General features: G+C 71.8%; 15 protein-coding genes. 9 read left to right on the top strand and 6 right to left on the bottom strand.

Annotation, left to right across the window (positions count from 1 at the left end):
* Window positions 1-53 precede the first annotated feature (53 nt).
* Complete coding sequence (locus ACWDU4_RS20965) at window positions 54-10661, bottom strand: amino acid adenylation domain-containing protein (protein ID WP_450115848.1); 10608 nt, start codon at window positions 10659-10661, stop codon at window positions 54-56.
* A 114-nt stretch (window positions 10662-10775) separates the two neighbouring features.
* On the opposite strand from ACWDU4_RS20965, the gene ACWDU4_RS20960 reads away from it, so the two are divergent.
* Window positions 10776-11648 (top strand): siderophore-interacting protein, encoded by an 873-nt coding sequence (locus tag ACWDU4_RS20960; protein ID WP_450115847.1) that lies wholly within the window; start codon window positions 10776-10778, stop codon window positions 11646-11648.
* Window positions 11649-11670: 22 nt separating this feature from the next.
* Here the strand turns inward: ACWDU4_RS20960 and panD are convergent, their stop codons facing one another.
* Window positions 11671-12066: an aspartate 1-decarboxylase gene (gene panD, locus ACWDU4_RS20955; protein ID WP_450115860.1), complete on the bottom strand. Its 396-nt coding sequence runs from the start codon at window positions 12064-12066 to the stop codon at window positions 11671-11673.
* Window positions 12067-12154: 88 nt separating this feature from the next.
* Here panD and ACWDU4_RS20950 point away from each other — a divergent pair, with 88 nt between their 5' ends.
* Window positions 12155-13300, top strand: a complete 1146-nt coding sequence (locus ACWDU4_RS20950; RefSeq protein WP_450115846.1) for an isochorismate synthase — start codon at window positions 12155-12157, stop codon at window positions 13298-13300.
* A 10-nt stretch (window positions 13301-13310) separates the two neighbouring features.
* Here the strand turns inward: ACWDU4_RS20950 and ACWDU4_RS20945 are convergent, their stop codons facing one another.
* On the bottom strand, window positions 13311-13988 hold the full coding sequence (locus tag ACWDU4_RS20945; RefSeq protein WP_450115845.1) for an isochorismatase family protein: 678 nt from the start codon (window positions 13986-13988) through the stop codon (window positions 13311-13313).
* Between the two features lie 48 nt (window positions 13989-14036).
* Complete coding sequence (locus ACWDU4_RS20940) at window positions 14037-14810, bottom strand: SDR family oxidoreductase (protein ID WP_450115844.1); 774 nt, start codon at window positions 14808-14810, stop codon at window positions 14037-14039.
* Window positions 14811-14880: 70 nt separating this feature from the next.
* On the opposite strand from ACWDU4_RS20940, the gene ACWDU4_RS20935 reads away from it, so the two are divergent.
* Window positions 14881-16566, top strand: a complete 1686-nt coding sequence (locus ACWDU4_RS20935) for a (2,3-dihydroxybenzoyl)adenylate synthase (protein ID WP_450115843.1) — start codon at window positions 14881-14883, stop codon at window positions 16564-16566.
* Window positions 16567-16587: 21 nt separating this feature from the next.
* Here the strand turns inward: ACWDU4_RS20935 and ACWDU4_RS20930 are convergent, their stop codons facing one another.
* Entirely contained in the window at window positions 16588-17229 is a 642-nt protein-coding gene (locus tag ACWDU4_RS20930) for a L,D-transpeptidase family protein (protein WP_450115842.1), read from the bottom strand.
* Window positions 17230-17383: 154 nt separating this feature from the next.
* Window positions 17384-18166, bottom strand: coding sequence for a GntR family transcriptional regulator (locus ACWDU4_RS20925; protein WP_450115841.1), 783 nt, complete (start codon window positions 18164-18166; stop codon window positions 17384-17386).
* 92 nt (window positions 18167-18258) lie between these two features.
* Here ACWDU4_RS20925 and ACWDU4_RS20920 point away from each other — a divergent pair, with 92 nt between their 5' ends.
* Genes ACWDU4_RS20920 through ACWDU4_RS20895 form a run of 6 tightly spaced genes read left to right on the top strand, consistent with a single transcriptional unit; the run spans window position 18259 to window position 25198 of the window.
* Window positions 18259-19839 (top strand): N-acyl-D-amino-acid deacylase family protein, encoded by a 1581-nt coding sequence (locus ACWDU4_RS20920; RefSeq protein ID WP_450115840.1) that lies wholly within the window; start codon window positions 18259-18261, stop codon window positions 19837-19839.
* 50 nt (window positions 19840-19889) lie between these two features.
* The gene (locus ACWDU4_RS20915; RefSeq protein ID WP_450115839.1) at window positions 19890-21083 is read left to right on the top strand and encodes a YgeY family selenium metabolism-linked hydrolase; all 1194 of its coding nucleotides are present in this window, start codon (window positions 19890-19892) and stop codon (window positions 21081-21083) included.
* Window positions 21080-22219: a diaminopropionate ammonia-lyase gene (locus tag ACWDU4_RS20910; RefSeq protein WP_450115838.1), complete on the top strand. Its 1140-nt coding sequence runs from the start codon at window positions 21080-21082 to the stop codon at window positions 22217-22219. The genes ACWDU4_RS20915 and ACWDU4_RS20910 overlap by 4 nt, the downstream gene beginning before the upstream one ends.
* A 4-nt stretch (window positions 22220-22223) precedes the next feature.
* Window positions 22224-23621 carry a dihydropyrimidinase gene (gene hydA / locus ACWDU4_RS20905; protein ID WP_450115837.1) on the top strand — a complete coding sequence of 466 codons (1398 nt, stop codon included), beginning with the start codon at window positions 22224-22226 and terminating at the stop codon, window positions 23619-23621.
* A gap of 50 nt (window positions 23622-23671) precedes the next feature.
* Window positions 23672-24175: a nuclear transport factor 2 family protein gene (locus ACWDU4_RS20900; RefSeq protein WP_450115836.1), complete on the top strand. Its 504-nt coding sequence runs from the start codon at window positions 23672-23674 to the stop codon at window positions 24173-24175.
* 36 nt (window positions 24176-24211) lie between these two features.
* Complete coding sequence (locus ACWDU4_RS20895; protein ID WP_450115835.1) at window positions 24212-25198, top strand: isopenicillin N synthase family dioxygenase; 987 nt, start codon at window positions 24212-24214, stop codon at window positions 25196-25198.
* Window positions 25199-25209: the final 11 nt, after the last annotated feature.

Below are 25209 nucleotides of genomic sequence, written 5' to 3'. Positions count from 1 at the left end.
CGCGCCGCGCCGGACAGGTCGACCGGCCACAAATTCTGGTTAGCCTATCCAAACTAGTGGACGGTACTCAATCCCACCCGGTCGATCGCCCCGATTGCCGACGCCACCGCGTCTGCAATCGTGCGAGCGTCCACCTCGGTCACCTGGGCGGTGTCGTGGTCGACCCGCACCGTCGCGGTCGATTCGCCGAAGGTGACGACAACGTCCAGCACGCGGGGATCGACCACGGCCGGCGCCGGATCGGCGGCATCGACCACCCGCAGGCTCACCTCGGGGCGGGCCAGGGCCGCGAACACGGGCGCGGTCTGCGCATTGAGGTAGCGGAGCAGGGCGTACCCGGCGGCCGACGGCACTGCGGCGAGCGCGGCCCGCACGGATTCAGTTGCCGCATCCGCGACGCGCACCGGCACCCCGACCTCGAACGGGCCGACGGTACGCGCGCTGTCGGGCTCCTCCGCGCCGTCTGCGAGTGCCTCCCGCGGCAGCTCCACGGTCAGCTCTGCGCCTGCCCCGCGCCAGGACTCGACCGCGACGGTCAGGGCCGTCAGAGCGAGCGCCTCCCGATCGGGGTCCGGCACCGTCGTCGCCTCCGCGGCGACCACGACCGTCACCCGGGCGCCCATCGGTGGCAGCGCGGGCGCACCGATGCGCAACGAGCCGCCCGGTGCGAGCACCTGGGCCCAGTGCGTGAGCTCGCCCATCAACGCGGGGTCCTGGGCCCGTTCGTTGATCCGGTGCGCGAGTCCGAGCGCGGTCGCCGCCGGACGCGCCACCGTGCCGCCGCGCAATGCGGCCTCGAGGTCCTCGCGCAGCACGGCCAGCGATCGACCGTCCGCGGCGAAGGCGTGCACCGCGACCACCAGCGTGCCGGTGCCGGCACCGCTGTCGAGCCACGCGGCCGCGAGCACCCGTCCGGCCTCCGGGTCCAGCCCGGCCACCAACTCCGTTCCGGCCGTGGCGATTCGCTGCTCCAGATCGTCGGCCGAGACCTCGTGGTGGCGCACCTCGACATCGGCCGCCGGGGCCGTGTCGAGCGACCACAGCACCGACGCCACCCGGGTCAGCCGCAGCCGCAGCGCGTCGTGTGCCGAGATCAGTGCGGCGACCGCGGCCCGCACGTCGTCGTGGCCGACGCCGGCCGGGGTGGCCACGGACAGGACGGCACCGATCCCCGTGGGCTCGGCCCCGGTCTCACGCGCCCGGTGCACCAGCGCGGTCACCGGGAGCGGCCCGACGTCGGCGGGGTCCCGGGGACCGCTCCCGGCCCCGTCGACGCCCGATCCGCCCGCCTCGAACGCGGCGACACGGGCCAGCGCCGCGGGCGTGCGCCACTGGAAGATCTCCCGTGGCCCGAAGGTGACGCCCCGCCGGGCGGCCGCGTTCACCACCTGGATGGAGATGATGCTGTCGCCGCCGAGCAGGAAGAAGTCGTCGTCGGCACCGACCTCGTCGAGACGCAGCGCCTCCGCGAACAGCTCGCACATCACCGTCTCGGCGGGGCCGTCCGGCGCGCGGCGCTCCGCAGCTTCGGGCAGGGCGGGTTCCGGCAGCGCCTTGCGGTCCAGCTTGCCGTTGGCGGACAGCGGCAGCGCGTCGAGCACCACGACCGCGGCCGGGATCATGTGGTCCGGCAACGAGATCGACGCCGCCGCGAGCAGATCCGGGACCGCCACCGCGGCGCCCGCTGCCGGCACCACGTAGGCGTACAGCCGGCCGGAGCGGGCCACGACGGCGGCCTGCCCGACGGAGTCGTGAGAAAGCAGGACCGACTCGATCTCCCCGAGTTCGACGCGCTGGCCGCGCAGCTTGACCTGCCCGTCGGCGCGGCCCAGATAGTCGAGGGCCGAGCCGTCGGGGGTGGCACGCCAACGCACCAGGTCTCCGGTGCGGTACAGCCGCTCCCCCGCCGGGCCGTGCGGGTCGGCGACGAACCGGTCGGCGGTCAGCGCCGGACGGTCGTGGTAGCCGCGGGCCAGTTGCACGCCACCGAGGTACAGCTCGCCGACGACGCCGGGCGGGACCCGGCGCAGCCGCTCGTCGAGGACGAGCACCCGGGTGTTCCACACGGGGCGCCCGATCGGCACCCACCCCGGCCCGTCCTCGTGACGCGCCTCGATCGACGCGGCGGTGACGTCGACCGCCGCCTCGGTCGGGCCGTACAGGTTGTGCAGCTGCGCGTCGATCAGGGCGTGGAAGCGGTCGCGGTGCTCGGGGGTGAGCGCCTCACCGCTGCACAGCACTCGCGTCGGCTTCGGGCGCGGACCGCCGGCCTCGGCGACGGCGTCGAGGAACGCCGCGAGCATCGACGGCACGAAGTGCACCGTGCTCACCGCGTGCCGGTCGATCACCTCCCGCAGGTACTGCGGATCGCGGTGGCCGTCGGGCCGCGCCATCACCAGGGTGGCGCCGGTGATCAACGGCCAGAAGAACTCCCACACCGACACGTCGAATCCGGACGGGGTCTTCTGCAGCACCCGGTCGGCGGGGGTCAGACCGTACTCGGCCTGCGTCCACGCCAGCCGGTTCGCGATGGCCCGGTGCGACACCAGCACGCCCTTCGGGCGGCCGGTGGAGCCGGAGGTGTAGAGCAGGTAGGCGGCCGCGTCGGGACGCACCGCCGGACGGGACCGGGCCGGCGCCGGGTCGCGCAACGCGCGACCGTCGGCGTCGATCTCGAGTACCGGCGCGGCGTACTCGACGGGCGCCACCCCCGGGCCGAGCAGCACCAGCGCGGGCTGGGCGTCGGCGACCATGTATGCGAGCCGTTCCGCCGGGTAGCTGTCGTCGAGCGGCAGGTACGCCGCCCCGGCCCGGTGAATCGCGAGCAGCGCCACGACCAGTGCGGCGCTGCGACGCACCGCCACGGCGACCACGCCACCGGCCGCCCCGGACAGCTGTGCCGCGAGCGCGTCGACCGCGGCGTCGAGCTGCGCGTACGTCAGCTCCTGCCCGGTCTCGTCGACGATCACCGCAATCGCGTCGGGTGTCGTCGCTGCCTGCCGCGAGAACAGCTCCGGCAGGGTCGAGTCGTCCAGGGCGACGGTCCGCCCCGACTCGGCCGCGAGGAGTGCCGCGCGATCGGCGGCGGTCAGCGGGTCGAGGGCCGACAGGTGCGCATCGGGGCGGGCGGCGATCTGCCGCAGCAGCGCGGCGAGCCGCTCCGCGAACGATTCGACGGTCGCGTGGTCGAACAGGTCGCTCGCGTACTCGATCCGCCCGCGGAAGCCTCCTGCTTCGGATGCGGCGAGCTCGAAGGTGAGGTCGAACTTGGAGGTACCCGTCTCCACGAACACCGGCGACGCGTCGAGACCCGCCATCGCGATCGGGTCGATCGCGTCGCGGTACTGCACCAGCACCTGGAACAGCGGCTGCCGCGACAACGACCGGGCCGGCGCCATCCGCTCCACCAGCTGCTCGAACGGAACGTCCTGGTGCGCATAGGCGTCCAGGTCCGCCGCCCGGATGCGACCGAGCAGTTCGGCGAACGTCGGGTCGCCCCCGAGGTCGGTGCGCAGGACCAGGGTGTTGACGAAGAAGCCGACGACCCGCTCCAGCGCGGAGTCGGAGCGGCCCGCGACCGGAGAGCCGACGACCACGTCGTCGCCTGCGCCGAGTTCGCGCAGCAGCACCGCGACCACGGCGTGGGTGAGCATGAACCGGGTGACCCCGGCCGCAGCGGCCACGGCGTCGAGCGCGCGCACGGTGTCCGGCCCCACCTCGAACGCGACCGCGGAGCCGCGGTAGCTGGACACCGCGGGCCGGGACCGGTCGTACGGCAGCGTCAGTTCCTCCGGCTGCCCGGCGAGCACCGACGCCCAGTGGTCGAGTTGGGTGGCCAGCGGAGACGTCGGGTCGGCCGGGTCGCCGAGCACCTCGGGCTGCCATGCACTGAAGTCCCGGTACTGCACCGGAAGCGGCCCGGGCAGTGCGACGTCCGCACCGGACAGGTGCGAGTAGGCGGCGGCGAGGTCGGCGATCAGGGGCCTCGCCGACCACTCGTCGGCGGCGATGTGGTGCACCAGCAGCATCAGGTGCGCGTCATCGGGCGAGGTGCGCAACAGCACCGCCCGCAACGGCAGGTCGGTGGCGATGTCGAACGCGTACCCGGTCGCGTCGGCCAGGCGGGCGGGCACGTCTGCCACGTCCACGTCGGTCACCGTCAGCGGCACCTCGAGATCGGCCACCGGCAGCACCCGCTGACATCCGATGTGGCCCTCGCCTGAGGTGAAGACGGTGCGCAGGCCCTCGTGCAGGGTCAGCAGCAGCGTCAGCGCGCCGCGCAGCGCGTCCACATCCACCCGGCCACGCAGTCGCATCGTGAACGGGATGTTGTAGGTCGCGCTCGGTCCCTCCAGCTGGAACAGGAACCACAACCGGCCCTGCGCCGCCGACATCGGGGACAACTCCTCGTGGTCGCGGCGGACCAGCGGAGCCCGAGTACCTGCCGCCGATGTCTCCGCGGCCAGGCGCGCCGGGGTGCGCAGGTCGAAGACCTCCCGGATACTCACCTCCCGGCCGATCCGGGTGCGGATCGCCGACGAGAGCCGGGTCGCGAGCAGCGAATTGCCGCCGAGCGCGAAGAAGTCCTCGTCCGGACCGACGGACGGCAGGTCGAGCAGGTCCGCCACCGCTGCGCAGAACGCCCGCTCGGTCTCGGTGGCCGGTTCCCGGCGCTGCTCGGACCGGGTCGGCGCGGGCAGCGCGTCCCGGTCGACCTTCCCGTTGGGAAGCGTCGGCAGCGCGTCCAGCACCACGAAGGCGGCCGGGATCATGTAGTCCGGGAGCAGATTCCGTAGATGTGCGCGCAGCTCGGCATCGCCCGGGTTCCCGACCGATCCGGCCCTCGACACGTACCCGACGAGCTGGTCGGCTCCGGTTGCCCCGGTCCGCAGCATCACCAGTGCCCGGTCGACCGCGAGGTGCGTGGCCAGTGCGGCCTCCACCTCGCCCGGCTCGATCCGGAACCCGCGCAGGCTCATCTGGTTGTCGGCGCGGGAGACGAACGCCAGTTCGCCGGTGTTCGTGCGCCGCACCAGATCCCCGGTGCGGAACAGCCGTCCGCCACTTCCGGTGGGGTCGGCGACGAACCGGGCGGCGGTCAGGTCGGGCCTGCCGAGGTAGCCGCGCGCGAGCTGCACACCGCCGACGTACAGTTCGCCGACCACCCCGTCCGGTACCGGGCGCAGGTGGGCGTCGAGCACGTGTTCCGCGACGCCGGGCACAGCCGCGCCGATCAGCACCCGCCCGGGATCCGTTGCAGCCCACACGTTCACGTCACCCGCGACTTCCGAGGACCCGTAGGAGTTGTAGACGGTCACGTCCTCGCCGGCCAGGGCCTCGATCACCCGCGGCTCGAGCGGTTCACCGCTGAGGAACCAGGTCCGCACGCCCCGACTTGGCGGCTCGGCCACCGCGGCTCCGCGTTCGCCGAGGACGGCGGCCAGGCTCGGCACCGCGGTCACCTGCGTGACGTGGTGGGCGGCGATCATTTCGGCGAGCGCGCGCGCGTCCCCGGCGCGCTCGTCGTCGGCGAGCACGAGGCGGGCCCCGGACAGGAGCCCGGCCAGTAGTTCGGTGGAACCGTCGATGAAGCTCAGCGAGCTCTTCGCCAGCCGCACGTCCCCATCCACCGGTGCGAAAAGGTCACGCTGCCAGGACAGCCGGTTGGTCAGGGCCTGGACGGTGCCCGGCACCCCCTTCGGGGTGCCGGTGGACCCGGACGTGTACACGACGTAGGCGAGGTGCGCGCCGTCAACGGGGACCGCGCGCTCGGCGTCGTCGATCGCCCCGGCGGGCAGGTCGGCGGCCGCGAACTCCAGGTCACCGATCGACACGATCGGCGCACTGCCGGCCAGCGGGGCGATCAGCGAGGCACTGGCCGCGTCGACGAGCACCAGCGCCGGCGCGGCGTCGGTGAGCATGTGCGCGATCCGGGCGGGCGGGTAACCGGGGTCGACCGGGAGGTAGGCGGCACCGGCGGCGATCACCGCACGCAGGGCCACCACCGTCGCCGCGGTGCGGGTGGCGGCGACGGCGACGACGGCGTCCGGTCCGATGCCCCGGCCGATCAGCGCCCGGGCCAACCGGTTCACGCGCGCGGCGAGGTCGCCGTAGGTGTGCTCGGCGCCGCCGGCGACGAGTGCCACCCGCTCGGCGAACGCGCGGTCGGCGTCGTCGAGCAGCGCGGGCAGCAGGGTGGTCGGCGCGGTCCCGACCGGCGCGGTGAGCGCGGCCCGCTCGGCGGGCAGCAGCACGTCCACCGCGTGCACGGCGGTGCCGGGATGGACGGCGAACGTCTCGAGCACCGCCCGCAGGCGCTGCGCGAGCGCCTCCGCGGTACCGCGATCGAACAGGTCGAGGGCGTACTCGACCCGGACGTCCAGTCCACCGGTCTCGGGATCACTGCCGAGCTCGACGAATTCGAAGGTGAGGTCGAACTTCGCGGTCCCGGTGGAGATGTAGGACGGGTCGACGTCGAGGCCGGGGAAGGTCGGGGCCACGTGCGGGGTGCGGTGCTGGACGAGGGTCTGGAACAGCGGGTGCCGAGCCAGGGACCGGGTGACCCCGGCGGCGTCGACGACGTGCTCGAACTGGGTGTCCTGGTGCGCGAAGGCGTCGAGGTCGGTGCGCCGCACCCGGTTCAGGACCTCGGTGACGGTCGGGTCGCCGCCGAGGTCGACCCGCAAGGCGACGGTGTCGACGAACAGGCCGACGAGGTCCTCCACCCCGGCGGCACCGCGACCGGCGACGGGCGCGCCGAGCACGATGTCCTCTCCCCCACCGACCTTCGCGAGCAGCACCGCGACCGCGGCCTGCACGGCCATGAACATCGTGGTGCCGGTCGCTGCGGTCAGCGCCTGCAACCCGGCGAGCACGTCCGCGCCGGCGTGCAGCCACACGTCGTCGCCGCGCTGCGTCGGCACCGGGGGCCGCGGCCGGTCGTACGGCAGCGTCAACTCCTCCGGCGCACCCGCGAGTGTCGCCCGCCAGAAGTCCAGGGACGTGGGGTTCTGCGGGGCCTCGTGCTGCCAGACCGCGAAGTCCGCGTACTGGACGCGGCCGGGATCGTCGGGCAGGTCGGCGCCGGCGTAGCTCGCGGCCAGGTCCGCCAGCAGCGGACCCGCCGACCACTCGTCCCCGGCCAGGTGGTGGATCACCAACAGCAGCACCGAGTCCTCGGGTGCGGTGCGCAGCAGATGGGCGCGCAGCGGGATCTCGGCGGTCAGGTCGAAGGGCACCCGGGCGGCCTCGCGCAGTGCCGCGTCGAGATCGGCGGCGGCGACGTCGGTGACGGCCAGCGGCGCCGCGGTGCCGGGCGGCAGGATCCGGGCCGCACCCGATCCGTCGGCGTCGACGACGACGGTGCGCAGCACCTCGTGCCGGGTCACCACCGCGGCCAGCGCGCGGGCCAGCGCGTCCTCGTCGACCCGGCCGCGGATCCGCAGTGCGAACGGCACGTTGTAGGTCGCGGACGGTCCGTTCGCCGTGTGCAGGAACCACAGTCGCTGCTGCGCGGCCGACAGCGGCATCGTGTCCGCACGTGGCGCGACGGTCACCACCGGCGCGGCGGGCGCCGCCGACTCGACGAGGGTGGCGAGTCCGGCGACGGTCGGGGTGTCGAACACGTCCCGCAGGGACAGGTCGACCCCGAGCGTGCCCGCGATCCGTGCCAGCAGCCGGGTCGCGGACAGTGACGAGCCACCGAGGGTGAAGAAGTCCGCGTCGACACCGGGGGCGTCGAGCCCGAGCAGGTCACCGAACATCGCCGACAGCGCCCGTTCGGTGTCCGAGTCGGCGCGACGACCGGTGTCGACTCCACCGAAGTCGGGTGCAGGCAGCGCCTTTCGGTCCACCTTCAGATTCGGGGTGAGCGGGAACTCGTCGAGCACGACCAGCACCGACGGCACCATGTAGCCGGGCAGGGCGTCGGCGAGGTGGGCGCGCAGCGCCGCGGCGTCCACGCTCGCGCCGTCCACGGCGGTGACGTAGCCGACCAGGTGCATCGTCCCGGTCGCGTCGGGGCGGGCGACCGCAACGGCGGCGGCGACCGTGTCGAACGCGGCCGCGACGGTCTCGATCTCGCCGAGCTCGATCCGGTGTCCGCGTACCTTGACCTGGTCGTCGCCACGACCCAGGTACTCGAGATGGCCGTCGACGCTCCAGCGCACCAGGTCGCCGGTCCGGTACAGCCGGCCCGAACCGGCCGGATCGGCGACGAAGCGCGCAGCGGTCAGGTCGGGGCGGCCCCGGTAGCCCCGCGCGAGTTGCGTTCCGGCGACGTACAACTCGCCGACGACGCCCACCGGCACCGGCTGCAGGAAGCGGTCGAGCACCACCGCAGCGGTGCCCGGGTAGGGGCGCCCGATGGTCCCGGTCCAGTCCCGGTCCCCGGGTACCGGTGCGCTGGTGCACCACACGGTCGCCTCGGTTGGGCCGTACATGTTGGTCACCGAGCGGGCGCGGGCAGCGAGACCGGTCGCGACGGGGGCGGGCAGCGCCTCGCCGCCGACCAGGACCGCGACGGCCGACAGGTCCGCAGCGGGATGGTCGAGGACCGCGCCCCACAGCGACGGCGTGGCCTGCATCGCGGTGACGGACTCGGTGGCGAGCAGGGACCCGAGCGCGGCGGGGTCGCGCGCGGCGTCCTCGTCGGCGAGGACCACCGTGCCACCGGCGCACAGCGGCACGAACAGTTCCAGGACGGCGATGTCGAAGGACAACGTCGTGACCGCGAGCAGCCTTGTGGCGGAGTCGATTCCGGTGAGGCCGGTGGCGGCGTGCACGAACCGGGCCAGTGCCCGCCGATCGAGCACGACACCCTTGGGGTTTCCCGTGGAACCGGAGGTGTAGATGACGTAGGCGGTGTTCGCGGGGATCGGGGCACCGGCGCTCCGCGCGGAGCGACCGTCGCCCGTCCATGCTGGGACGCCGTCGGCGACGGTGCCGACCGTGGTGCCGGCGGGCACCGCGACCCGGTCCGTGAAGTCACCGGCGGTCAGCACGATCGCGGGCCGGGCGTCGGCGAGCATGTACTCCAGTCGCGCCGTGGGGAACTGCGGGTCGAGCGGCACGTAGCCCGCGCCGGTACGCAGCACTGCGAGCAGCGCCACCACCACATCCGCGGTGCGGGGCAGGGCGAGCGCGACCAGCGACTCCGGTCCGGCCCCACGGGCCGCGAGATCGGCGGCGAGGGCGTCGACCCGGTCGGCGAGGTGGCGGTAGGTCAGCCGCTCGGTGCCGGCGACCAGGGCGGGGGCATCGGGTCGGGTGCCGACCTGCTCGTCGAACCGCGTCAGCACGTCCGGGCATTCATCGGCGGCGACCGTGCCCGCCCAGTCGAACGGAACCGACTGCGGCGACGAGGGTTCGAGGAGCGACACCCGGGCGAGGGCAGGGTCGGCACCGACCGCGGCGTCCAGCATCCGGGCCAGTCCGGTGGCGTGCCGTTCCACGTCCGCATCGGTGTACCGCGCGGCGTCGGCGTCGATCTGGATCTCGAGCTCACGGCTGTCGTCGAGCCGGCGGACCACGAACGTGATGTCGCGCACCGGCCCGCGGGCCAGCGAATGCACCGTGGCGGTGGCGCCGGTGAAGCGCAGCGAGTCGCCGAACGGCTTGATGTTGACCGTGGGGCCGACCGGGCCGGCGGCGGTCGCGGGCAGACGCAGGTCGCGGTGGATGTCCTCGGCGCGGTAGCGGCTGTGCGGTGCGGTCCGGGCGATCGCCGCGCGCACCGCCCCGGTCAGTGTCGCCACCCCCGCCCCGGGGTCGACCGGAACCCGCAGTGGGGCGATGTTGACCGCGGTGGTCAGCACCTTCGCCGCGGCGGTTCCCATCCGGTTCATCGAGGGGAAGCCCAGTGTCACATCGAGTTCCCCGGTGGTCCGGGCCAGATAGGCGGCGATCACCGCGGTGACCGCGTCCACCCAGCCACCTCCGGCGGCGCGGCCGATCTCGTCGAGCCGGTCCCCGACCTCGGCGCCGACGGTGACGGCCCGCTGCCGCAGCCGCCACGCCACCGCAGAGGCGGGTGGAGCCGGGGCGAGCGCGGGGGTCGGCGCGTCGGGGGCGCCGCGCAGTTCCGCGGCCCAGAAGTCGCGGTCGACGGCCATCCGCTCGGCGTAGGCGGCGTCCTCGGCGACGACCTTCGCGATCGGGTCCAGACGCGGCGCCGGGGGCTGCGCTCCGGCCGCGAACGCGTTGTACACCGCGGCGATCCGCCGCCCGAGCAGGCTGTACCCGTAGACGTCGAGCAGCAGGTGGTGGGCGCGCAGGAACAGCGCGTGATGGTCCACGCCGAGAACGTGGACGGTGGCGCCGAATGCGGGCGCCGCGGCGGGGTCCATCGGTTCCCGCAGCCGGGTGCGCATGTCGACGAGTGCCGCGTCCAGCCCGTCGGTCGTCACGATGCCCGTCGGCGTGCCCGGCCATCCGCCGGGCACCTGGACCACCTCGCCGGCGACGGTGTCGATGCGAGTGCGCAGCTCCGGCGACTCGTCGACGACCCGGTCCACGGCCCGGGCGAGGAGATCGGGGTCGAGGGGGCCTGCGATCTCGATGCACTGGCCGGTGACGAAAGTCGGGTTCTCCGGGTCGAGCTGCTGTGCGAACCACATACCGGCCTGCGCGCACGACAGCGCGTACTGCACACTCGACTCCACCGACGGCTCCTCGCGATCACTCAGTGAAAACCCGGGGGTCCACCACAGACACCTACAGGTTAGGATTACCTACCCTACCCAAGGCGAGTTTCGGTCAACGAAAGGACCCAGCGCATGCCGGTGACCACCCCGTCCAGGCGGCTCGATCTCCCGATCGTCCTGCGCGAGTTGCGGGTCGTCCGCACCACCGAGGTGACTCCGCGGATGCGCCGGATCACCGTCGGCGGCGAGCAGCTGGAAGGCTTCCGCTCCGGCGAGTTCGACGTGACCGCGTTCCGCACCGAGGGCGCCGACGACTACGTGAAGATCTTCTTGCCGGAGGAGGGCGAGACCGAGCCCGTGCTGCCCGAGCAGCACGACGGCCACCTGCACTGGCCTCGCAAACCCGCACCGGTCGCCCGCGCCTACACCGTCCGCCGATTCGACCCCGTCACCGGCGAACTCGACCTCGACTTCGTGGTGCACGGCCACGGCGTCGCCGGGAACTGGGCACGCGACGCGAAGCCGGGCGACGTGCTGCACCTGGCCGGACCGAAGGTCTCGACCATCCCGCCGACCGGCGCGGACTGGTGGTTGCTGGCGGGGGACGAGACCGCGTTGCCCGCGATCGGCCGCTACGTCGACACGCACGCCGATCCCGCGATCCTGCACGCCGTCGTCCTCGTGGACGGCCCCGAAGAGGAGCAGGCCGACCTGACCGGTGTCACCTGGGTGCACCGTCGCGAGGGCGTCGCCGACGCGAAGCTGCTCGCCGATGCGGTGCGGCAGATCGCCCCCGCCACCGGTGAGGGATGGATGTGGATCGCCGGGGAGGCCGCGATCGTGCGGGAGTTGCGCGCGGTCGCCAAGGAGCTCGGGGTGCCGAAGCAACTGCTCGACGCCTCCGGGTACTGGCGCGCACCGGTCGCCGGCGCGCTCGCCCGGGTACGGGCGCTCCGCGATCAGGCCGTCGAGTCGCTCGACCACCGGCGGCGCGAGCACGCCTGACGGCCTGCGCGGCCGGATCCGCTCAGCGGGTGGCGAGCTGATCCACCGCGCCGGGCACGGGCTCGGCCGGATCCGATCCGAGTTCGACGATGCCGTTGCTCGCGTCGACGTGCACGACCCGGGGCACGAAGTCCGCGGCCTCACGGGTGTCGACGTGCCGGTAGGCCATGATGATCACCAGGTCACCGGGTGAGATGAGGTGTGCCGCAGCACCGTTGATGCCGATCACGCCCGATCCGCGGGCACCGGCGATCGCGTAGGTCTCCAGCCTGGCGCCGTTGTCGATGTCGACGATGTGCACCTGCTCACCCTCGAGCACGTCGGCGGCATCCATCAGGTCCTCGTCGATGGTCACGGAGCCGACGTAGTGCAGGTCGGCCTGGGTGACGGTGGCACGGTGGATCTTCCCGGAGAGCATGATGCGGTTCACGACCGATAGGTTAGCCTAAGCGAAGTAGAGTGCGACAGGGGTTGGCTCAGGCGCCACCCCGGCGAGGAAACAGGTGATGACAACCGCCGCGGCCACGAACCCGGCCACCACACAGGACGCACCGCACCCGACCGGGCCGCATTTCGTCCTGTCCCGGCCGCACGGCACCGTCAGCGGGCATGGGGTGGCCGACACCACCATTGACCCGAACGACGCGGTGGCGCGCCTGCGCGCGGGACGGATCCCCGCGATCGTCGGGGCGCTGCCGTTCGACGTCCGCGAACCGGCCGCGCTCACCGTGCCGCACCGCCTCGACGTCACGTCGGCGCCGCTGCCCGTCGCCCGCCCCGACGCCGCCGTGCCCGCCGTGTCGATCCGGCGCCGCGTCCCGTCCCCCGCGGACCACGCCCGTCGGGTCGCCGACACGGTCGCGCTGCTCCGCGAATCCGCGCTCCGGAAGGTCGTTCTCGCCCGTGCCGTCGAACTCGACGCCGCCGCACCGCTCGACCACACCACGATCCTCGAACGCCTCGTCGCCGCGGACCCCGCGGGGAACGGCTTCTCGGTGGACCTCAGCGCAGCCGGCGAGGCGCACCGGGGCGTGCGCCTGGTCGGGTCCAGTCCCGAGGTGCTGATCCGGCGCCGCGGCGACCTCGTCACCTGCCATCCCCTCGCCGGGTCCGCACCGCGCCATCCCGATCCGGAGATCGACGCGGCCCGCGGCCGCGCGCTGGCGGCCTCGGCCAAGGACCTCACCGAGCACGCCTACGTGATCGACTTCTTGCGCGCCGCCCTCGAGCCGCTGTGCACCGACATCGACGCCCCGCGCAGTCCGGTGCTGACCAACACGCCCCAGCTGTGGCACCTCGGCACCCCCATCCGGGCGACGCTGCGCGACCGGGCCGTTGGCGCGCTGGAGCTCGCGCTCGCGGTGCACCCCACGCCCGCGGTGTGCGGCACCCCGACCCCGGAGGCGATGCGCACGATCCTGGCCGTCGAGGGCAGCCGCGGTTTCTACGCCGGCACGGTCGGATGGTGCGACGCGTCCGGCGACGGCGAGTGGATGGTGACCATCCGCTGCGCGCAGATCGCCGCGGACGGCCTCAGCGCCACCGCACACGCCGGCGGCGGGATCGTCGAGGCGTCCGACCCGAAGAGCGAACTCGACGAGACCACAACGAAATTCGGCACCATCATGGCGGCACTCGGCGTCACCGCCTGACCGCTCCTCGTCAGGCGGTGGCCGACTCGGCCTCCGGATCCGCCACCGCCGTGGTCGCGTCGATCGCGGAGACCACCTCCGCCGTCGTCGGCACCCGCCCGGCCCGCTTGGCCACGTATTCGAGCGCCATCAGGTGCTCGTCGCGAGTGAAGTCGGCGGTCGCGTCCAGCACCAGGAACGGCGCGACATCGCTCATGAACGCCTCGGTGGCGCTGAGCATGCACCCCATGTGTGCGTAGACCCCGGTCACGATCAGCTGGTCGCGACCGAAATGCCCCAGCAGCTGCCGGAGGTCGGTGCGCTGGAACGCGGAGTACCGCCACTTGGTGACCTGGATGTCGGACGGCCGCGGGGTGAGTTCGTCGATCACCTCGGTGTCACGGCCGGTGGCCATGCCGACGCCCCAGAAGTCGGCGAGGATGCCGCGGCGGGACGGGTGCTGATCGCCCGGCTGCATCGTGTAGATCACCGGGATTCCGGCGCGTGCACAGGCATCCCGAATGGCGGCGATGTTCGCCACCACCGAGCTGATCGGCTCGGTACCCGGCTCGTAAGCGTCGATGAAGTACTTCTGCATGTCGTGGATCAGCAGCGCGCAGCGCGAGGAGTCCAGCGCCCAGTCGACGCGGTCGGCGGACACTTCGTCGCGGCCCGGCAGCTGGTACGGCGCGATCGGAGGAATGGCCATCCGGTTACTCCTTTGTCGTGTTCGGTGGTCGAGTTCGGTTGTGGCGGTTCACATGTCGAGGGTGGCGCCGCCGTCGACCCGAAGATCGTGCAGCGTCACGTGCCGGGCGGCGTCCGAGCAGAGGAACAGCACCGTCTGCGCGATGTCCTCCGGCTGCGCGAGGCGACCGAGAGGTATCCCGAGCCGGAACGCGGACGCGTCACCGGCGATCACGGCGGCGGATTCGTCCTCGCGCGACCACATGCCGCGCAGCATCGGGGTGTCGGTTGAACCGGGAGAGACGATGTTGCACCGGACTCCGTGCGGCGCGAGCTCGAGACCGAGGCTGCGCAGGTAGGCCGTCGCCGCGGCCTTCGACGCGCCGTAGGCGGCCATCGAGGTGCGCGGGGTCGGTGCGGCGTTCGAGGAGACCCCGACGATCACGCCCGGCTGCGCGCCCGCGTCGGCGGCGGCCACGAAACGCCGGGCCGCTTCGCCGGCGACATTGCGGGTGCCGGTCGCGTTGACCGCCATGCAGATGTCCCAGTCGTCGCCGCGGTCCAGCCCGGAGCCGGTGCGCAGGACGCCGGCGGCGTGGACCAGAATGGAGACCGGCCCGATCGCGTCCTCGGTCGTGGTGAATCCGGCGGCGACCGCGTCGGCGTCGGTCACGTCGACGGCGAGGATCCCGCCCGTGCGCAGGTCGGCCTGCTCGTCACCGGCGAGGTCCCACCGTGCCACGGTCGCGCCCGCCTGCTCGAACACCCGCGCCACGGCGGCCCCGATGCCACCCGCGGCGCCCGTCACGAGCACGGACCGTCCGGTCACTCCATCCACCACCATGAGCCTAGGCTATCCTTAGCTTCGCTTTGCCGCGCACGCGGTGTGCGCTTCGCGAGATGGGAGTCCAGTGATGTCGGTGTCCTCACGGGGTCCGGTCGAGTTCACGCCGTGGCCCGACGAGGAGGCGAGCCGCTTCCGCGACAACGGCATCTGGGCCGGGCGGACATTCGATCGGGTCCTGCGCGACACGGTGGCCGCGCGCGGCGACGCGGTCGCGGTGATCGACGCCGAGACGTCCTGGACGTACACCGAACTCGACGCCCGGGTGGACGCCCTGGCCGCCGGGCTCGCCGACCTCGGCGTCGTTCCACGCGACCGGGTGATGGTGCAGCTGCCGAACCGGGCCGAGTACGTCGCGACGGTCTTCGCCCTGTTCCGGATCGGCGCACTACCGGTGTTCTGCCTGCCCGCGCATCGCTCCGCGGAACTGACCGCGCTGGCGGCGGCCTCCGAGGCCGTCGCGATCGTCGTCGCCCACCACCACGAGGGCTTCGACCACGCGGCGCTCGCCGCCGAAGTCGCGGCCGGATCGCCCTCGCTGCGCATCGTCGTCTGCGTGCCCGATGCGGGCGCCGCGGCACCGGAGGGAACGGTGGCCTTCGGCGGCCTCCGCGGCGAGCCGCGCATCGAACACCGCGGCGAGCCGCGCATCCGACACCGCGAGCCGCGCGAGTTCCCGGCGGTCGATCCCGGCGCGGTGGCGTTCCTGCAACTGTCGGGCGGCAGCACGGGAATCCCGAAGCTGATCCCCCGCACCCACGACGACTACCTCTACAGCGTGGTGCGCAGCAACGAACTGTGCGGCGTCACCGAGGACACCGTGTACATGGCGACTCTGCCTGTCGCACACAACTTCCCGATGAGTTCCCCGGGCATCCTCGGCGCGGTCGCGGCCGGTGGGACGATCGCGCTGACGCCGTCGCCCAGCCCGTCCGCGGCGTTCGCGATGATCGAACGAGCCGGCGTGACGATGACCGGACTGGTGCCGCCACTGGCCCGGCTGTGGACCGAGGCCGCCGAACGCGGCCACCCGCACGACATCTCCACCCTGGCCACCGTCCAGGTCGGCGGGGCGCGCTGCCCCGACGAGTTGGCCGCCCGGATCGGCCCTGCGCTCGGCGCCCGGTTGCAGCAGGTGTTCGGGATGGCGGAGGGCCTCGTCTGCTACACCCGGCTCGACGATCCCGACGAGGTGGTGACCACCACCCAGGGCCGGCCGATGTCGCCGTTCGACCGGATCCGTGTGGTGGACGAGAATGACGAGGATGTCCCCGCGGGCACCGAGGGCGCACTACTGACCAAGGGCCCCTATACAATTCGCGGCTACTACCGCAATTCCGACGCCAACGCCCGGTCGTTCACCGCCGACGGCTGGTACCGCACCGGCGATGTGGTCCGTGTCGACGCGGGCGGGAACATCACCGTCTGCGGCCGTGCGGTGGACCGGATCAACCGGGGCGGAGAGAAGGTGTCCGCGGAGGAGGTCGAGGAGCACCTGCTGGCACATCCTGCGGTGCGGGACGCGGTGGTCGTCGCGATACCCGACGAGTATCTCGGCGAGCGCACGTGCGCGTTCGTGCTCGCCGCCGACGAGGCGAATCCGCCGAAGACCGGGCAGATCCGGGCGTTCGTGCGCGAACGCGGGCTCGCGGCGTGGAAGATCCCCGACAAGGTGCAGGTGCTGGAGTCGTTCCCGGAGACCGGCGTCGGCAAGACCAGCCGCAAGGAACTGCGGCGGGTGCTCAGCGCCCGCTGAGCACGCCGGTTTCCTGCACGGTCACGCCTCGATGGCGATGACCGCACCGGGCTGCAGCCATCGGATCAGCCAGACCAGCGCGGTCTCGTCGATCGCGACGCAGCCCTCGGTGGGCCGACCGTTGGCGACGTGCAGGAAGAACGCGCCGCCGGCGCCGGGGATCCGGTCCTTGTTGACGCCCATCACCACCGCGTACCGGTAGGCCGGGATCTGCAGTTGCTCGGCGGAGTCCTCGTCGAACGCGCACGTGCCGGGCACGCAGACCTGATGGGTGTTGTAGGTCGGACTGTCCAGGTCGCCGTCCCACCAGTCGTCGGGGCCGACGGTGCGGTACGGGAGCCCACCCCCGGGGAACGGGGCCGTGCCGAACGCCTCGTCGAGCGTGAACACACCGGTCGGGGTGGCGGGGATGCCGTCCCGGGCGCGGTCGGCGAACCCGTCCGCGCCGACGGTCGCGGGCAGCGCCGGGGAGACACGGTGCCAGCCGACCGGGGACCGCTGCCACGCCTCGACCGTCGCCTGCGAGCCACCCGTGCCGCCCACCGCGACCACCTGGCTGGCGCCGCCGACCCGATCCGCGAACCAGGGCCCCTGCGCGGCCGCCATCGGCGCCGTCAGCAGGGCGAGCACCGTCGCCACAACGGTCGAGAGTATGACGTACATCACACTGCGCACACCACATCCTGACCGGCGGGCATCGCGCCGTCAAACGCTGCAGCGATTCGGCGCCGCCGGCACGGCGTCATCGTCGGCGCCGCGTCATCGTCGGCGCCGCCGGCGCAGCGTCATTGTCAGCGGCGCCGGCGCAGCGTGATCCTCAGCGGCGCCGGCGGAGCGTGAAGTGGAAGTACTCGTTCAACATCCACGCCTGGCTGCGGTTCACGATTCTGCCGTCGTTGTCGCAGGTGAGCTCCTCCATGTACATCGCCGGATGCCCGGGCGCCACATCGAGCGCATCGGCGATACCGGAGTCGAGGGCGACGGCCGCGAGGGTGCAGTCGCTGTAGGCGACGTCGAGTTCCGGCTTGGCGAAGAGGAGGTCGAGCACCGACCCCTCGAAGGCGCGGGAGAGTTCGTCGCGAGAGAGCACCGCTGTGGGCACCGCGTCGACGATCCATCCGACCCGGCTCTTGCCGTACAGCTTGACCCGCTCCACGTAGACGAGACCCGTGCCGGGCTCGAGCCCCATCGCCTCGGCGATGTCCTCGTCCGCATCCTGTTCGTGGATCCGCAGATTGGCGCTCGTGACGGTCTGCCCCTGCTTGGCGGCGTACGCCTCGAACGAGCACAACTGCGACAGCCCGGACGAGAGCGTGTGCGGCCGCGGCAACACCAGACTGCCCTTGCCGTGCTTGGGTTCGATGTAACCCGCCTCGCTCAGGCCGGCGAGCGCGGCGCGCACCGTGATGCGAGACACCCCGTACCGCGCGCACAGCTCGGACTCGGCCGGCAGGTAGTTACCCGGCTCGACGGCTCCGGACAGGATCAGCTCGCGGAGGATCGCCTCCCTGATCTCGGTCGCAAGGCTCCTCCTGCTCCCTTGAACAGTGGTGGGCGGCAACGACTCCGAGCGGCGTGGCGAACGGGAATCTCGAGGCATGCCGACAGTGTCGCACACGTAACAGGGCGTTAACGGACATCAGTCGTAAGTCGTAATACAACTAGTACAGATTGATCTCCGAAGGGAGAGCAATGAGCGTAGACATGGTGATCACCGGGGCAACGGTGATCGATGCACATCGATTCGACGTCGTCGACGTCGCCGTCGCGGACGGGCGGATCTGCGCCATCGGCGACGGCCTGGCCCGGAAACACGGGGCCGGTGCCCGCATCGTCGACGGCACCGGCCGGTACCTGATGCCGGGTTTCATCGACATGCACGCCCACAGCGCGATCCGGCTGTTCTCGGATCCCGAACTCGCCGCGAAGATCTCGTCCGGATTCACCACCGAGCTGATCTGTCCGGACGGACTGGGTCCGGCGCCGGTCCGAGCCGAGGGGCGAGACGGCCGCCGCCGCTATCTGGCCGGCCTCGAACCCGGAACCGCCTCGTGGGAGTGGGAATCGTTCGCCGACTACCTCGGCGCGGTCGATGCGGCGCGCCCTGCCACCAGCATCGTCTCCTGCGTCCCCCACAGCGCGGTCCGCGAGGTCGTCATGGGCAACGTGGCGCGCGAGGCCACGCTCGACGAGTTGCACCGGATGCGCGACCTGGTCGGCGATTGCCTGGCCGCGGGCGGCGCCGCCGTGTCGTTCGGCCTCATCTACGCCCCCGGCCTGTACGCGAACACCGAGGAACTGACCGTCGTCGCGGACGCCGCGGCCGAGTACGGCGTGCCACTGATCCCCCACATCCGCAACGAGGCGGATCAGGTCGTGCAATCCGTCCGGGAGTTCGTCGACGTGTGCGAACGGACCGGCGCGCCGCTGCACCTGTCCCACCTGAAGATCATCGGGAACGCGCACCTGCTCGACGACCTGATGAACCTGATCGACGAGGCCGCCGACCGCATCGACATCACCTTCGACCAGTACCCCTACGGAGCGGGCAGCACCCTGCTGTCGGCGCTGCTCCCGCCCTACGCGTTCGAGGGCGGCGCCGACGCGCTGTTGTGCCGGCTGGGCGATCCGTCCGAGCGCCGGCGGATGGCCCGGGACATGCGGACCGGGCTGAGCGGCTGGGAGAACATCCTCGGCAGCGTCGGCCCGGGTCGGGTCGACGTCACCCAGGCCACCGGTTCCCGGTCCACCGACGTCGGCCGCACGATCGAGGAGATCGCCGACGAAGGGCACACCAGCCCGGAGGAAGCGGTCTTCGATCTACTCGTCGACACCGAGCTCGACGCAGCGATGATCGACCACTACGCGGCCGAGGAGACCGTCCGCTCGATCTTCGGTCACCGCCTCGCGATGGTCGGCTCGGACGGCGTGTTCAACCAGTCCCCGCATCCGCGCCTGTACGGCACCACCGGCCGGGTCCTCGGCCGCTACGTCTTCCGCGATCACCTCGTCCCGGTGCAGGAAGCGGTGGCCCGGCTGACCAGCCGACCCGCCGAACGGCTCGGGCTGCACGACCGTGGACTGGTCGCCGAGGGCCTGCGAGCCGACCTCGTCCTCCTCGACCCGGCCGCCTTCGTGGACCGGGCCACCTTCGCAGACCCCACCGCGGGCCCCGACGGCATCGACCTCGTGGTCGTCGGCGGAGAAACCGCGTGGGAGAACGGCGCCCACACCGGGACCCGCAACGGAACCGTCCGCACGAGCTCGGCCTGACACCGGCCGCACCCAACCCGAACTAATCCACCCCGAGATCGGAGACACCAGTGAACACCCCCACCCACCATGCCATCGACGAAGACGCGATGATGAACTTCCTGCTGCGTTACATTGCCGCACAGAGCTATTCGACGGAGGAGGGTGCCGCAGCCGAGGTCCTGCGCGCCGAGATGGAGCGACTCGGCTTCAACGTCGACGTCGACGACTGGGGCAACGTCATCGGCACGCTCCGACTCGGCGACGGCCCCACCGTGCTGATCGACGGCCACATGGACACCGTCGTCGTCACCGACGAAGCCGAATGGAAGCACAGCCCCTGGGGCGAGGTGGAGGACGGCCGGCTCTACGGCCGCGGCTCGATGGACATGAAGGGCCCCACCGCCGCCGCCCTCTACGGACTCGCCGCCCTCAAGGACGGGTCCATCGGCACCCTGGTGCTGTCCGGAACCATCGGCGAGGAACTCGCGGAGGGACCCGCCCTGGTCAAGGTGTGCGAAACCGTCCGTCCCGACTACGTCATCACCGCCGAGGCGACGAACCTCGCCCTCAACCACGGCCAGCGCGGCCGCGCCGAGATCCTCGTCAACGTGCACGGCAAGTCGAGCCACTCGGCCCACCCGACCGCGGGCATCAATGCCGCCGAGGTGATGGTCGACGTCATCGCCGCGCTGCGCGAGATCACCCCGCCCACCGACCCGACCCTCGGCCCCGGCATCCAGGTCCTCACCGACGTCATCAGCCGGCCGTATCCGGGCCTGTCCGTCCAGCCCGACCTGTGCACCGCGACGTACGACCGCCGCCTGCTCGTGGGCGAGACCGAGGCGAACGTGCTCGACCCGGTCCGTGCCATCGTCGATCGGGTCTGCGCCACGCACGGCACCACCGGCGAGGTCCGGATCGCCACGGACGACTACACGACCTACACCGGAACCCCCGTCGTGTGCCCGAACTTCGCGCCCGCCTGGCTCACCCCGACGGACTCGGATCTGGTGGTCGTGGCCTCCTCCGCCCTGCGTGAGATCGGGTTGCCCGACGACCTCGGCGTCTACAAGTTCTGCACCAATGCATCGGGTTCGGCGGGCGTTCTCGGCATCCCCAGCATCGGGTACGGCCCCGGTGAGGAGGACCAGGCGCACACCGTCGACGAGTCGGTCCCCGTCGCGGACCTCGCGCGCGCGGCCCTCGGCTACGCGGCGATCGCCGAGGCGATCGTGACGTCGCTGCCGGGCGGTGCGCGATGAGCGTCACCGTCGTCAACACCGCACTCTCCCCCGCCGGCGTCGACCCGATCGACCCGAGCGACATCCTCCGATTCCACCGCGACCTGGACGGATACGAGACCACCCCGCTTCTCTCCCTCCCCGCGGTGGCCGAATGCCTCGGCGTGCGGACCGTCTGGCTCAAGGACGAGTCGTCACGACTCGGACTGCCCGCCTTCAAGATTCTCGGCGCGTCGTGGGCGGTGTTCCGGACCCTAGCCGACCTGACGGAACTCCCGTGCGGGCCGGAGACCGGCCTCGACGACCTGAGAATCGCACTCGAGACCCGGCGCGCTTCCCACCCCGACCGGACCCCGACCACCCTGATCGCCGCGACCGACGGAAATCATGGCCGAGCGGTCGCCCGCATGGCCGCGTTGCTCGGCCTGCGGTCACGCATCCTCGTCCCCGCCGGAACCGTACCCGCCCGGATCACGGCCATCGCAGAAGAAGGCGCCGAAGTCGTTGTGCACCAGGGCAACTACGACGAGACCGTCCGTGCGGCGGCGGCACAGGCGACGGCCGGGCACATCGTCGTCTCCGACACCGCCTGGGAGGGCTACGACCGGATTCCCCGGTGGGTGATCGAGGGCTATTCGACCATTGCGGCGGAAATGCTCGAGCAGCTCGACGGAGCCGGCGAGCCGGAGCCGACGGTCGTCTCGCTCCAGGTCGGTGTCGGAGCCTTCGCCTCGTCCATGGTGCGGGCACTCGTGCCGCGGGGTGTCCGGGCGATCGCCGTCGAGCCCACCGCCGCGGCGTGCCTCGCGCCGAGCCTCGAGCTGGGCCGTCGCACGGTCGCGGACGGCGACCTCGACTCGATCATGGCCGGCCTCAACTGCGGGGAGGTATCCCCGCTCGCGTGGCCGGAACTGCAGGCGGGCGTGACCGCGTGCGTGACCGTCGACGACGACGCCGCCCGCGAGGCGATGCGGCTGCTGCACGCCGAAGGCGTCACGTCGGGTGAGAGCGGTGCCGCCGGGCTCGCCGGTTTGCTTCGGGCACCCGAACTGCTCTCGCCCGACGACGTCGTCCTGCTCGTCAGCACCGAGGGCATCACCGACCCGGACGCCTACAGCGACATCATCGCCTCGAGCGCGACCCGCACAGGAGCCTGACGCCATGTCTCAACCGATCGCCTTCGTCGGCGGTGACGTCGCCTCCGAGTCCGGTCTGACGCGCGCCGACCTGCTCGTCGACCACGGCGAGATCATCGCCGTGGGATCGCTTGCCGGACATGACATGTCCAACTACCACGTCGTCGACTGCACCGGCCGCGTCCTGCTGCCGGGCGGAGTCGACGTCCACACCCACATGCAGTCCCGCTCGTTCGCCGCGGTCACCTCCGACGACTTCTACTCCGGCACGATGGCGGCCGCGGTCGGCGGCACCACGACGATCGTCGACTACGCCCCGCAGCTGCCGGAGGCGAGCGTCGCGGAATCGGTGCACACCCACGGCGAGGCGGCCGCCGGGCGGGCGGTCATCGACTACGGACTGCACGCCTGCGTCACCCGGCTCTACGACGGGTTCGAGAAGGAGTTCCGGTCCCTCGCCGATTCGGGTGTCACGAGCGTGAAGACGTTCATGGCCTACCGCGGGGCGCTGATGCTCGACGACGGCGACCTGTTTCGCGTTCTCTCGCGCGCCGGACACAACGGCATGCAGGTGTGTGTGCACGCCGAGAACGGCGACATCATCGACGTCCTCGCCGCGGACCTGGTCAAGCAGGGGATCCGCGGGCCGGAGGGCCACCTGCTCTCCCGTCCCCCGGCCACCGAGGCCGAGGCCGTCGCACGCGCGATCCGCATCGCGGGCATGGCCGATGCGCCGCTGTACTTCGTGCACATGTCCACCTCGGATTCGGTGGACCTGATCGGCGAGGCGAAGCTGTCGAACCGCCCCATCGGCGGTGAGACCTGCACGCACTACCTCACCCTCGACCCGGAGATCTACTACCGGCCGGACTTCGAGGGCGCGAAGGCCGTGCTCACCCCGCCGCTCCGCGAGGAGCCGCACCGCAAGGCACTGTGGACCGGGCTGTCGTCGGGCGTTCTCGGCATCGTCAGTTCCGACCACTGCCCCTACTGCTTCGACGGACAGAAAACACTCGGCCGCAACGACTTCCGTGAGATCCCCAACGGCGGCCCGGGTGTCGAGCACCGCATGCTCGTGACCTGGTCCGAGGGAGTGCGGGCCGGCCGCATCGACATCGGCACGTTCGTCACGATCACCGCCGCCGAACCGGCACGCCAGTTCGGTATGTATCCCCGCAAGGGCGTCCTGGCCCCGGGCGCCGACGCCGACCTGGTCGTGTTCGATCCCGGGGGAACCACCGCGGTGTCCGCCGCGACCCAGACCCAGAACGTGGACTACACGCTCTGGGAGGGCTGGGAGCTGCACGGGCGCATCGAGGCCGTCTGGTCACGCGGCGAGCTCGTCGTTTCCGGCGGCGTCCTCACCGACACCGGACGCCGACCCGGACGCGGGCGGTTCGTCGCCCGCCGTGCGGTGACCTGACCGGCGCGCGTCCCACTCGCCCGCTCCCACCCGACATCGAAAGAGGAAACATGACCACCGACCTCGAGGCACGCCTCGCCACAGTGGAAGCCCACAACGCCATCGAGAACCGGATGTCCGCGTACATCCACAGCTGCGACATCACGAAGAACGTCGACGACATCGTCGGCCACTTCACCGACGACGCGGTCTGGGAGGGCGTCGGCCGCAACGTCGAGTTCGGCCGCTCGACCGGCAAGGCCGCGATCGCCGACAACTTCCGGAGCGTCCACGTGCGCCAACCGTTCACGATCCACTACCTCACCAACCCGGAGATCCACGTGGACGTCGCCGCAGGCACCGGCACGGGTCGCTGGCTGTGCTTCGAACCGTCGACGATCCGAGGCGGCACCATGCCGGTGTGGATCGGGCTGCGGTACGAGAACGACTTCGTTCTCCGTGACGGGCAGTGGCTGATCGACCATCTGCGAGTCGACACCCTGTTCGCCACCCCCTACGACAAGGGCTGGGGCGTCGAGATGTTCACCCCGGTCACCGCCACCGAGCCCCGCTGAGCCCACCGCCACCAGACATCGAAAGAGGAGCACACCGTGTCGAACTCCGTCGTGCACGAACCCGTCATCCGCCAGGCCGACATCCCGATCATCGCGCTCACCGACCTCCATTCCCCCGACCCCGCGGTCCGCCGAGCAGTCGGTGAGCGGATCGACGAGGCCAACCGCCGGGTCGGCTTCCTGGTCATCACCGACCACGGCGTGCCGGCCGACCTCATCGCCGAGATGCACACCGTCTGCGAGGACTTCTTCGCCCAGAGCGAAGACGTGAAACTTCCTGTCCGGCAACCCGACCCCTCGATCAGCCGCGGCTACATGGCACCGCACGCCCGATCACTGGCCGCGTCCGGCACCGGAATGGGCGAGAAGGACTTCGTGGAGTACTTCGCGATGGGACCGACGCACCGGACCGGCACGGGCATCTTCGACCACCACAACCTGTGGCCGACGCACGACGACCGGTTCCGCGAGGTCTGGACGGCGTACTTCGAAGCGATGGAGTCGCTGACCACCACCCTCCTGCGAGGCTTCGCACTCGGACTCGACCTGGACGAGAATTTCTTCGACACCTACTGCTCGGATCACTGCTCGGTCCTGTTCGCCAACGGCTTTCCCCCTGTCGACGCCCAGCCCGCTCCGGGAACCACGCGGCTGGGCGCGCACACCGACTACGGCAGCGTGACGATCCTCTATCGCAACGAGAACCCGAGCGGCCTCCAGGTTCTGCAGGACGACGAGTGGCGGCACGTCCCCGACATCCCCGGCTCGTTCGTGGTGAACATCGGCGACCTGATGGCCCGGTGGACCAACGACCGGTGGGTCTCGACGGTGCACCGGGTGGCCAACCCGCCTCGGATCGCGCTGGGCCGCCGGCGGCTGTCGGTTCCCTTCTTCCACCAGCCCGACGCCGATGCGCTGATCGAGGCCATCCCGACCTGCGTGGGCGCGGACGGAGCCCGGTACGACCCGATCACCTCCGGGGACAACTACCTGCTCAAGACCGCGCGATCGACCGCGGCCTGAGGCACGAGGGC

Source organism: Rhodococcus sp. NPDC003348 (assembly GCF_053589375.1).
Note: the sequence above shows the minus strand (reverse complement) of the source record. Positions and strands in the feature narration are given on the sequence as shown.

Bases quoted from the DNA above. Each gene is read 5' to 3' on its own strand.
- panD (WP_450115860.1), bottom strand. From the start codon at position 12,066: ATGCTCTCCGGGAAGATCCACCGTGCCACCGTCACCCAGGCCGACCTG.
- ACWDU4_RS20940 (WP_450115844.1), bottom strand. From the start codon at position 14,810: ATGGTGGTGGATGGAGTGACCGGACGGTCCGTGCTCGTGACGGGCGCC.
- ACWDU4_RS20945 (WP_450115845.1), bottom strand. From the start codon at position 13,988: ATGGCCATTCCTCCGATCGCGCCGTACCAGCTGCCGGGCCGCGACGAA.
- hydA (WP_450115837.1), top strand. From the start codon at position 22,224: ATGTCTCAACCGATCGCCTTCGTCGGCGGTGACGTCGCCTCCGAGTCC.
- ACWDU4_RS20950 (WP_450115846.1), top strand. From the start codon at position 12,155: ATGACAACCGCCGCGGCCACGAACCCGGCCACCACACAGGACGCACCG.
- ACWDU4_RS20900 (WP_450115836.1), top strand. From the start codon at position 23,672: ATGACCACCGACCTCGAGGCACGCCTCGCCACAGTGGAAGCCCACAAC.
- ACWDU4_RS20930 (WP_450115842.1), bottom strand. From the start codon at position 17,229: ATGTACGTCATACTCTCGACCGTTGTGGCGACGGTGCTCGCCCTGCTG.
- ACWDU4_RS20935 (WP_450115843.1), top strand. From the start codon at position 14,881: ATGTCGGTGTCCTCACGGGGTCCGGTCGAGTTCACGCCGTGGCCCGAC.
- ACWDU4_RS20920 (WP_450115840.1), top strand. From the start codon at position 18,259: ATGAGCGTAGACATGGTGATCACCGGGGCAACGGTGATCGATGCACAT.
- ACWDU4_RS20960 (WP_450115847.1), top strand. From the start codon at position 10,776: ATGCCGGTGACCACCCCGTCCAGGCGGCTCGATCTCCCGATCGTCCTG.
- ACWDU4_RS20910 (WP_450115838.1), top strand. From the start codon at position 21,080: ATGAGCGTCACCGTCGTCAACACCGCACTCTCCCCCGCCGGCGTCGAC.
- ACWDU4_RS20925 (WP_450115841.1), bottom strand. From the start codon at position 18,166: ATGCCTCGAGATTCCCGTTCGCCACGCCGCTCGGAGTCGTTGCCGCCC.